The sequence below is a fragment of the Ohtaekwangia sp. genome (assembly GCF_036568665.1).
Taxonomy (GTDB): domain Bacteria; phylum Bacteroidota; class Bacteroidia; order Cytophagales; family Cyclobacteriaceae; genus Ohtaekwangia.
This window is the reverse complement of the sequence record NZ_DATCSD010000020.1, coordinates 1-10,493: the sequence shown is the minus strand read 5'-3', so window position 1 is coordinate 10,493 and position 10,493 is coordinate 1. Positions and strand designations below refer to the sequence as shown.

Genomic DNA, 10,493 nt, shown 5'->3' with positions numbered 1-10,493 from the left:
CAGTCGGCTTCCTTCTGCTTGCTGTCCTCTAAACTGGTGGATTATAAAGTTGCTCCTCATCTGTTCGCTCAGGTTGGAACAACCAGCAAATCATATCCGGATATATTTAATGGTAAGATGCAGGTAACGAATTTCTCAGGCGGACTTGTGCCATATGATATTCGTATCGAACTGGATTCTGCCTCTGTGCCAGGACAATCTTATCAGACAGATTGGGAGGAAGTATTGTTGAACAGTAACCTGCAATATGAGAAGAACTATAGCAATGTTCCGGCAGGTCGTTACAAGGTTCAGGTAATGGATTCAGTGGGCTGTGCGATCGAGATCGTTGGACGTGTTCCGCTCGATACAGACATCTTTATACCGAACATCTTTACTCCGAATGCGGATGGTGCTAACGATGTATTCTTTATCCGTAATCTGCCTGATGCAGATGCTAAACTGGTGATAACCGATCGTTGGGGTAAACAGGTTTATTCAACGAACAGTTATCAGAACAACTGGGATGCAGAAGGAGTATCAGATGGTATATATTACTATCGTCTGAAGGTAGCGGATAGTTCACCGATCACAGGATGGGTAGAAGTATTACGTGGAGCGAAACCGTAACGAGGTCTACTCTTGGAAATAGAAAGCCCCGGAGCACATGGTGTTCCGGGGCTTTCTATTTATAGGTATATTTTAAGAGACTATATTAATCAAGGTAACGATGTGAGGAATTGAAGAGTATTGACCTGGTCGGCATAATCCCAGAGCTCCGGGCATTGTGCTTTTCCGAAAGGGACAGTGGCGGGTGTACCATTACCAACGATACATTGAATTTTATCACCAGCTATGGTTAGCTTTTCAGTCAGCTCATTCTTGTCTTTATAATACTCGTAGTATACCACAGAGATAGGTGATACCATCTTTGAATTTTCCTGAAGCATGACAAAACCATTATCAAGAAAGGCAACACCGTTTATAAGCATAATCGATTTTTGATAGTCGTAATTGTTACAATACTTGTGATGATGAATAACGGGTTGATAAGGCTCCCAGCTTTTGAACAATGTATCAAAAGTATATCCTTCAGGAACATATAGCTTGGAGATGTTCCGACAACCCAACCCGAAGTAACTGAATACATCAATTCCTAATGTATGCAAAGTTTCGGTTTTCTCATGTCCGGTCAGGATCGCTACAGATGTTCTGTTCTTCCGGATGATATTGGGATACTTGCCAAAGTAATAATCGAAGTAGCGAGCAGAGTTATCGCTGCCTGTAGCAATAACGGCATCGAAGTTTTTCAATTGTTCTGCAAATTCAACCTTCGAACGAAAGGAGGGTTCTAGTTCAAAAAGTTTGTTAAGTATATATTTCAGAAGAACAGAATCTTTTGAGCTCAATTTTATCAGAGCGCTATGCCCGCAGATCAATACAGAGAGCAGATCATGAAAGCCAACCAAAGGAATATTGCCCGCCATTACAAGGGCAACTTTTTTTGACTCCGTTGGAATGATATAGGGAGCAGTCCATTGTTCAAGCTTATCCTTCTGAAGGAATTCTACAATTCCATCCAGGGCCATGCGAACGTTATCCTTTGTAAACCACGGATTTTCTCGCGCTGCCTGCTCGGCTAACGATTGAAAGTCAGTGAAGTTAAGGCCTTTTAACGATTGCCCCAGAGCGCTGAAGGCATTTATTCTTACATGTACATTCATTCGTAGTAAACTTTTATAGAGATGCGACCGTTTTATGATCTGATTCGATTATTTTTGTATTGGTAAACGGACCAAAATTAGAGAAAGCATGGCAATAATTATTACGGACGAATGTATCAACTGCGGTGCATGCGAACCGGAATGCCCCAACACGGCAATCTATGAAGGCGGCCGCGAGTGGAATTGGGCCGGGGGCACTAAATTGGAAAAAGTAGAATTGGAAGACGGTACGGCTGTTGACGCAAAGTCGTCACAAGCACCTGTATCCAATGAGTTTTATTATATCGTACCCGGAAAGTGTACAGAATGTACAGGATTCCATGAAGAGCCTCAGTGCGCAGCTGTGTGCCCTGTAGATTGTTGCGTGGCAGATCCGGATTACGTGGAAACCAAAGAAGAACTTCTGGCGAAGAAAGCTTGGCTCCATCAGGAAGTGGAAGCGTAGTAGTATATTCGTTAATCGTTATCCGTTAATGGTTATTGACCCTTTGCTTTATGCAAATTCAATAACCATTAACGGATATTTTTTTAATGGTACTCAAAACGAGAAGCCTCAACTCTTCATCGCATCTTGGCACGCTTGATCAAGTACGTCTGAAGTACTACATCAAAATCGCTTTTCACATCGGCTTCTATAAAATCGATCTTGTATTGATTGCATCGCATCTTCAGCGCTTTATGAAATTGCTCAGCCTCCTGTCTATACGATTGCTTGATATCAGCAGGATTCAATTTTAGTCGATCGCCAGTTTCCAAGTCGATAAATTCCATGGGGCGATCTTCAAAATTGAAGAGCAGCTCTGTCTGATTATCCATCACGTGAAAGACAATCACTTCGTGCTTGTTATGTTTCAAATGCTGAAGTGCTTTGAAGAGATCATCTGCATTCTCGGCAGAATCAAACATATCACTAAAGATAACCACCAGCGAGCGCTTGTGAATTTTCTCCGCGATCTCATGCAACACCTGGGCTACCTGCGTTTTGGTTTGAGCAGGCTCACGTGTCTCCAGTTGATTTAACAGCCGGAGCATTTTATCGAGGTGAGTTGGCGATGACTTTATAGGAGTAAATTCCTGGATCGTATCCGAGAACAGGCACAGTCCCACAGCATCACGTTGTCGGTTCAGCAGGTAGGAGAGCGCAGCTGCGGCATATTTTGCAAAACGGATTTTGGCTTTCGAGTCAGCCGGATAGAACATCGAAGCAGATATATCTAATGCAATCAAACACCTCAGATTGGTTTCTTCCTCATATCTTTTAGTAAATAACCGATCGGTCCGGGCATATACTTTCCAGTCGATATGCCGTGTACTTTCTCCTTCATTGTAGAGCCGGTGTTCTGCAAATTCAACGGAAAAACCGTGATATGGCGACTTGTGAAGGCCGGTAATGAACCCTTCTACAAGCTGGCGCGCGAGCAATTCCAGGCTGCTATTTTGAGTAATTTGGGTGAGGTCTGTCTTCACGTATTTGGAAAAGCCGAATATTGTTGATTATTTGGAGATAGTAAAGCTTTATTTCCTGATCCTAATGGAGCTTTACTATAGTATAAACCGAAAACGTTAACGAAATAGTATTTGGTTAGTTTGGAATGAATGACCAAAGTACTAACTTAGTTGGAACCAAACTTTAACCTAACCCTAAAACTGAAGGATTGTGGAAGAGAACAAAACAAACGGCAGAGACGAAATTTACTCCGCGAAAGTAAAGGCCGGCAAGAGAACGTACTTCTTTGATGTTAAATCAACCCGTTCGAATGACTATTATCTCACGATAACGGAGAGTAAGAAACGTTTTAAGGAAGATGGATTTTCGTATGAGAAACACAAGATCTTCCTCTACAAGGAAGACTTTAACAAGTTTCTGGAGGCACTGACGAACACAGTAAACCACGTGAAGCATGAACTTATGCCAACAGTGGATTTCAGCCAGTTCGATCACGTGCATGAGCCGCACGAAGCAGAAGAACCGGCAGGCGCAGCCAAGCCTTCTTCGCTCGATACTGAGCTCAAATGGGATTGACCTTTTACCTAACCCAACCTATACCTAGAGTTGAAAGCCTTTAAGAAATTTAGAGGCTTTCTTTTTTTGTCAGATTTTTTTCACTCCTCGCGCTCTCACTTTCAGCGACATACTGACATTTACTCCCTCCATTGAACGACCGAAGGTATATTTCGAGGTTACATTCACGATTATACGATTATTTAACAGTGATAAATGGTAACCCCTTTAGAGGGAATGACTATTTTTATCGTAAGCATTAATGCTTACTTTCGGAGTTTAAAACCTACTATTCTATTGAGATGAAATTTTTCTACCTGGCCAAGGTTGTTATTATTTCTTTTGTCTTAAGTGTTGGATTTTCTGGTCGCGTTTATTCTCAATGCGCTGCACTTCCACCTATCACAGGATTGGGAAGTGATAAGTTTCCTGATAAATTATGTTCACCTGTTACGGCCGATGTAAACTATCGAATCTCCTTTGCAGGTACCACAACGATTGGTCCTACTTATGAACTGATATTCAACTGGGGCGATGGAAGCGCGCTTACCGTTGTTCCTCTTACTGCCGGAACGAACTCGTACAACATCACACAAAATCACGCTTTCCCCGCCAACAGTGATTGTGAGTATCAGGTAATTATCGTTATGCGTATCAATGGTGTATTGTGTACCAATACGCGGCAGGTGCAGGTGATCTCTACCTGGCGAACGGATGAATTTAACGGAGGTGATGTACGATTGCTATCGCCAGCCACTGGTACTCCTATACATGAGGTATGCGAAGGCGAGAACATTGATGTAATCTTTGAAGACCAGACAAACTGGAACTGTAACGCGAATTTTGCTTCGAACTATCCGCCCAATGACCCGGTGCAGTTTCCCAATGAACAGTATCGTTGGCAACAGATAGTATATAATACAGTACCCATCACGTTGGATAAGATCCCGAACATTTCAGTAAATGGTGTACCAGTAACCGGTGCAGCAGGAAGTGATATACTTCTGAATTATCAAGACCCGCGCGGGGTACATTATCTGCCACCCCTGGTTGTGGTGAATGATGGCGACAGACGCGATGCATTACGCATACAGGCTCCCGGAGGATTTACCGCAGGCTTCCCGAAAGTAGGAGATGAATTTCGGGTAACAATACGCTATTGGAATATCTGTAATCCCTATGATAACAATTTCGCTGATGGTAATCTGACACCTACTAACGGTGACCTGATCAACGGTGATAATCCTCCTGTTGAACGAACTGCGATTATCCGTATTATCGATGCTCCTGACAGACCAGTTGTAGCAGACCGGGTGGTGTGTTATGGAGATATACCCACCACAACACTTACTGTAACCAACGTACAGGCCAATATTACCTATAGATGGTATGCAACACTGGCTGATGCGCAGGCCAATGTAAATGTTATTAACACAGGAGCTACATTTACTCCCAACGCAGCGCAAGCTCCCGTAGGAGTAAATGATTACTATGTTACCGGCACACAAACAAACAACTGCGTTAGTGAAGCTGAAGAAGTAATCCTGACGCGAAGAGAAAATATCAGCACATCACCGGCTGCGCTCGTATTGCCACAGACCAATGTATGTCCAAATACAACCTATATATATTCACTGCCGAGTGATCCGGCTACCGAACCAACCGGAGGCGCTACAGAGTATATCTGGTCTGTTGTGCCGGCTGCAAATGCTACCATTACAGGAGGGCAGGGCACTAAACAAATTACACTGCAAACCAACGGTACACTAGGAGCTTTTACGCTGCAGGTAATACGCAGATTTATAAATGCACCACAATGTCCTTCAAATCCACGCAATACAGTAATTACAGTTCGCGCCAATCCAACCGCGAGCATCACACCATCGCCATTGGTATTGTGTGAAGGAGCAACTCCCATGCTGGATGGAAATCCTTCTAATCCTTTTGGTACGATCGTAACACATACGTGGACAGGTGCTATAGCAATCATCGATGATCCTACTATACAAACACCTACTATACTGGCAACCGCTACATCAATCGGTTCTCCTTTTACACTGAACTATACCGTTACCAATGATATAGGATGTACTTCCGTACCGGTGAGTGTTTTAGTAACGATCAATGATAACCCGGCAGTGGCAAGTGTAGGAGCCGACCAGGCTTTGTGTGGTACACTCACATCACTCACGATGGGAGGAAGCGATCCGACTCCCGGAACCGGTACATGGACTTTTGTATCCAGCGTGCCGGCACGACCAGCACCAACGATCTCAAACATTCATGATCGCAATGCTACCATCACTATATCTTCGGGAAATGAAGGCGCCTATACCATGCGTTGGACGGTGAAGAACGGTGCATGTCAAAGCTCAGCAGACGTAGTGATTGACCTGGGGTCGAATCCAACTGACCCGGCAGCCGGAACAGATAAAGCCGTGTGCGGAGAGAACTTTACACTCGAAGGAAATACACCGATCATCGGTGCGGGTAAATGGACCGTTGTAAGTGGCCCCGGTGGATGTGTAGGCGCTGGCTGTAATATTGCCATCGTTGATCTTACCGATCCTACATCCGATATTCATTTAGTTGGTCCTCCCTATACATACGGAGCCTATACACTTCGCTGGACAATTTCCAGTGGTACCTGTACTCCGGAGATGGATGATGTAATCATCACCTTTAATCAACCCGGTATAGCGAATGTTCCTGCCGATTTTGTTTCATGCGTGGATCAAACCGTGCTGGCCCCCATCAATCTTACCGGTGCAACAGTAGGCGGTGGCGCTACACAAGGAAGATGGGAGATAGCCACAGGTTCGGGTATATTTACCAGCAACAATGCCAACCCCGGGGCTACACGCCCGGCTGCTAACACAGATGATCAGTACAAGCCATCAGCAGCAGATTTTGCAGCAGGTTTTGTACAACTGCGTTTTGTAGCGCTCGATCCGGATGGGATAGGTCCATGCGGAAATGTATCCAGCGCGATGAACCTGAAGATCACGTTCGATCAGAAGCCCGCGAATGCGAATGCCGGTACTGACTTTGCTATCTGCGAAGGAGACGATGCAACACTCGCAGCGATAGCCGTAAATAATGGAGGCGTAGGTACATGGTCGCCCGTTACAGGAGTAACCGACATCAACGATGAGAGTGCTGTGGTAACAGGATTGACTACGACCACTACATTTACCTGGACAGTAAAGAGTGCACTGGGCAATCTGGCAACGCCTCCGAATGGATCATGTGCTGCTACAACGGATGATGTGATTGTAACAGTAAATCCATTACCGGAAGCTATAGATCCAACACCGAGTGATCTGTGCGAAACGATAGCAGGTACATTAACCGCGACAGGCGTTACACTGTCGGTATATGATGATGATGTGATTGGTGCTGCAACTCCGGCCGATCGCCAGGTGAAGTGGTATGCAACAGCATTCGATCAGGTAAATGATATCAACCCGATTACAACGATAGATGTTCATAACAATGATAAACTATATATCCGTGTTATCGACCTGACGACAGCTCCGCTGAATTGCGATAAACTGCAAGAGATAAACTTTACCGTAAATCCGAAACCGGTAGTGGCAGCACAAAGCTTTTCGTATTGTGAAGAAGCTCCTGCCGGAACTGGACGTGTGGATGATATTGATCTTACATTAACATCGGTAGGAGATGCTATAACCGTACTGCCAGCTGCCGACAGAGTTATTACCTGGCATACAACGCAGGCAGACGCAGAAGCAAATGTTAACCCTCTTGCTACTCCGAATGATATTGATATTACCACCAACACAATCTACTTTGCCCGTGTACAGAACATACATACCGGTTGCTATAATGTAGCGCAGATAGATCTGATCGTGAAACCATTGCCAAGCGATCCGATTATTGTTGGTAAAGCAGATCCCTGTAAAAATGGCTCGGAGCTATTCCGCGTAACGCAGATACCGGGTGCAGTATATACCTGGTCGTATCCGGCTACTTTCCAATACCTAGGTGGTGGTGGACCAAATGACTTCTATATACTGTTGAGTTTCCCCAATGCAGTTACAGATAATATATCAGTAAAAGTTTCGGTGAATGGATGCGAGAGTAATGTTGTTACCAAAGCAATCACCGTATCAGACGATCCGCAGGGATACTCGATCGTTCCACCTAATGTAGATATATGCGAGAATGGTATATATGAATTTAAAGTATCGCCTAACAACTCCGGAAGTTCTACCTATAACTGGCAAGTGCTGAAGCAAAGCGATGGGCTGCCAGGCGGTGGTATAGTAGCCGATGGCCAAACCACAGGTGTAGTACAGATACAGTTTTTGAGCCAGGATGTTTTTGTAAAAGTATCCGAAAGCAATGCATCCGGATGTACGGGGCCTCCTACACAAATTCCGGTGGCGGTGAACAAGCGCCCGTTGATGGATAACATCACAACTTCTATTTGTAGTGGCGATGTAATAGGTGTAGTATTAAAAGAGAATGCATCGAGCCCGGTGCAGGCCGCAACCTTTAATGTGCAGGTGCCTTCTGTGCTTCCGGGAATTATACCCGTCAGCGGACCAACACAGGGTGTGCTCGGCTCTAACGGTATTGAGAACGACAGCTATAAGAATCAAACAGTAGCCCAAACGTTGTCTATACTGTATCGTGTAAAACCAATCAGTGCATTGGGATGTGAAGGTGAAGAGAAGAGCGTAACAGTCGACATCAAGGCTGAGCCGGTAATGGATATAAGTCTTGGTAAAGCGGTATGTAGCGATAACCCGATAGAAGTAACGCTCCGTTCTGCCATCGGATTTTTCCCGGCCGATAAATTTGTGATCGAATCTATCGTATATGACCCGACCAAGCTTACACCGCTTGATCCGCTGCCGGCAACCGGCACCCTGGCACTCTACGATCCGAATGTAATTTACTCACATCGTTGGGAGAATGTTACCAGCGCAGATGTAAATGTTACTTATAACATTCGCCCTTATAGTACTACAACAGGTTGCTATGGTAATCCGTCAGTACCGATCGTGCTGGTTATCCAGCGCAAGCCATTGGTTACTCCGGTAACATTGGCCCCTATATGTAGTGGCGATGTATTAAATATTCCGCTTACATCACCAAATGTTACCAATGCTACTTTTGTGTGGTCGGTATACCAGGTAAATGGAAACATCACAGGAGCAACAGGTTCTACTACCAATGTTATTACTGACAAACTGGTGAACAACAGCCTTGCATTAGGGTCTGTAGTATATGAAGTGCGCGCTACCAATCCGTCATCATCACCGGTATGTAGCGGTCCTCCGGAGTATATAACGGTTACCGTACGTCCTTCACCGGATATTACAACACCACTGAGTCTCACTTCTTGTTCGGATGGTTACGGAGGTAATACTATTGTAAAAGATCTTACTTCACTCAATGCGCAGGTAAGTACAGAAGCAGGAGTGACCTATACATGGTTCACCGATGCAAATGATTTTGCCAATTCACAAATTCCACCGGTACAGGTAACAGCCTATACATTAACGGATGATGTTCCGGTATTTGTGCGTGTTCTCAACCCGGCTGCTTCAAGCGGTTGTTATAAAGATGCAACCTTAACGTATGATGTAAGACCAACACCACAGTTAACAGCCGATCCGGTAGAGACTACCGATCCACGCTTCAACATCACCTGCAACGGTCTGGCTAATGGTCAGGTGGTTGTCTCTGCGCAGTATGGAACCAATCATACTTTCAGTAAAGACGGAACTACGTTTGTACCTACCGTGCTGTTTACAAATTTAGCAGCCGGTAATTATACCATCTATACCCGCAACGCCGAAGGCTGTGTGGATTCAGCTCCCATCAGTATCATTCAACCCGATCCTATAGTACCGGGTACACCAACGGTTACGGATGTAAGTTGCTTTAATGATCCGGCTCCCGATGGTATCATTCAGATATCAGCGATAGGAGGTACATCAGCAGGAGGAGGCGATCCGTTGATCTTCTCTTTACTACAAGATTCCAATGCTCCTTACGATGCCGTGAATCAGCAGTTCACCGGTCTGCGTGCTACTACGTATACAGTTAGAATAGAAGACAAGAACGGCTGTACGAAGTTTGTACCGAACGTGGTAGTAAAACAACCGAACGATCTGTCTTTCTCTATCGATATAACCTCGGATTACAACGGATATGATGTAAGCTGTGCGGGTCAGACAGACGGACAAATCAGTGTAGATGTGGCAAACATCACTGGTGGAAATCCCGGGTATACCTATACATTGGATCAGGACCCGTTGAATCTTACCGGCCAGACGGACGGGAGCTTTGAAGGGCTTTCTGCTAATATACTCTATACGATTACAGTAACGGATACAAAAGGTTGTAAGAAGACATCATTGCCCGAGTTGCTGATCGATCCTATACCGTTGTTTGCCGGTGTAATTGGTTTCGATAAAGATATATGCGAAGGAGCAGATCCTACTGCGTTCCAGGAATTGTCACAACCCTTCGGAGGTATAGGTAATTATGTATACCGCTGGGAAGAGTCGTCCGATAACATCAACTTCGTTCCGGCAGCAGGTGTTAACAACAACCCTATATATGATCCGCCATCGCTCACAGACCTGACATATTACCGCAGAGTAGTATCGTCCGGAACGTGTGCAGAAGATATATCTGATGTAGTGAAAGTTGTAGTACACGCTTTGCCGCAGGCAACATTATCAGCACCAAGCGAAGTTTGTGAGAATGGATTCTTTACACTGGATTTCAAATTCACCAACGGACAG

Annotated in this window: 6 protein-coding genes; 4 read left to right on the top strand and 2 right to left on the bottom strand. The window is 44.9% G+C overall.

Annotated features, from left to right (window positions below; genetic code table 11):
• Positions 1–609: gliding motility-associated C-terminal domain-containing protein (locus VIN08_RS01105; RefSeq protein ID WP_331958943.1), on the top strand; the 609-nt coding region annotated here is incomplete at its 5' end.
• A gap of 89 nt (positions 610–698) precedes the next feature.
• Here the strand turns inward: VIN08_RS01105 and VIN08_RS01100 are convergent.
• Positions 699–1,703, bottom strand: a complete 1,005-nt coding sequence (locus VIN08_RS01100; RefSeq protein ID WP_331958940.1) for an acyl-CoA reductase — start codon at positions 1,701–1,703, stop codon at positions 699–701.
• Positions 1,704–1,791: 88 nt separating this feature from the next.
• Here VIN08_RS01100 and VIN08_RS01095 point away from each other — a divergent pair, with 88 nt between their 5' ends.
• Positions 1,792–2,148: a 4Fe-4S dicluster domain-containing protein gene (locus tag VIN08_RS01095; RefSeq protein WP_331958937.1), complete on the top strand. Its 357-nt coding sequence runs from the start codon at positions 1,792–1,794 to the stop codon at positions 2,146–2,148.
• A 116-nt stretch (positions 2,149–2,264) separates the two neighbouring features.
• Here VIN08_RS01095 and VIN08_RS01090 read toward each other — a convergent pair whose 3' ends face one another.
• The gene (locus VIN08_RS01090) at positions 2,265–3,170 is read right to left on the bottom strand and encodes a DUF58 domain-containing protein (RefSeq protein WP_331958935.1); all 906 of its coding nucleotides are present in this window, start codon (positions 3,168–3,170) and stop codon (positions 2,265–2,267) included.
• A 190-nt stretch (positions 3,171–3,360) separates the two neighbouring features.
• Here VIN08_RS01090 and VIN08_RS01085 point away from each other — a divergent pair, with 190 nt between their 5' ends.
• Positions 3,361–3,726, top strand: coding sequence for a DUF3276 family protein (locus tag VIN08_RS01085; RefSeq protein WP_331958933.1), 366 nt, complete (start codon positions 3,361–3,363; stop codon positions 3,724–3,726).
• A gap of 281 nt (positions 3,727–4,007) precedes the next feature.
• The coding region (locus VIN08_RS01080) for a PKD-like domain-containing protein (RefSeq protein WP_331958930.1) at positions 4,008–10,493 on the top strand (6,486 nt) is incomplete at its 3' end.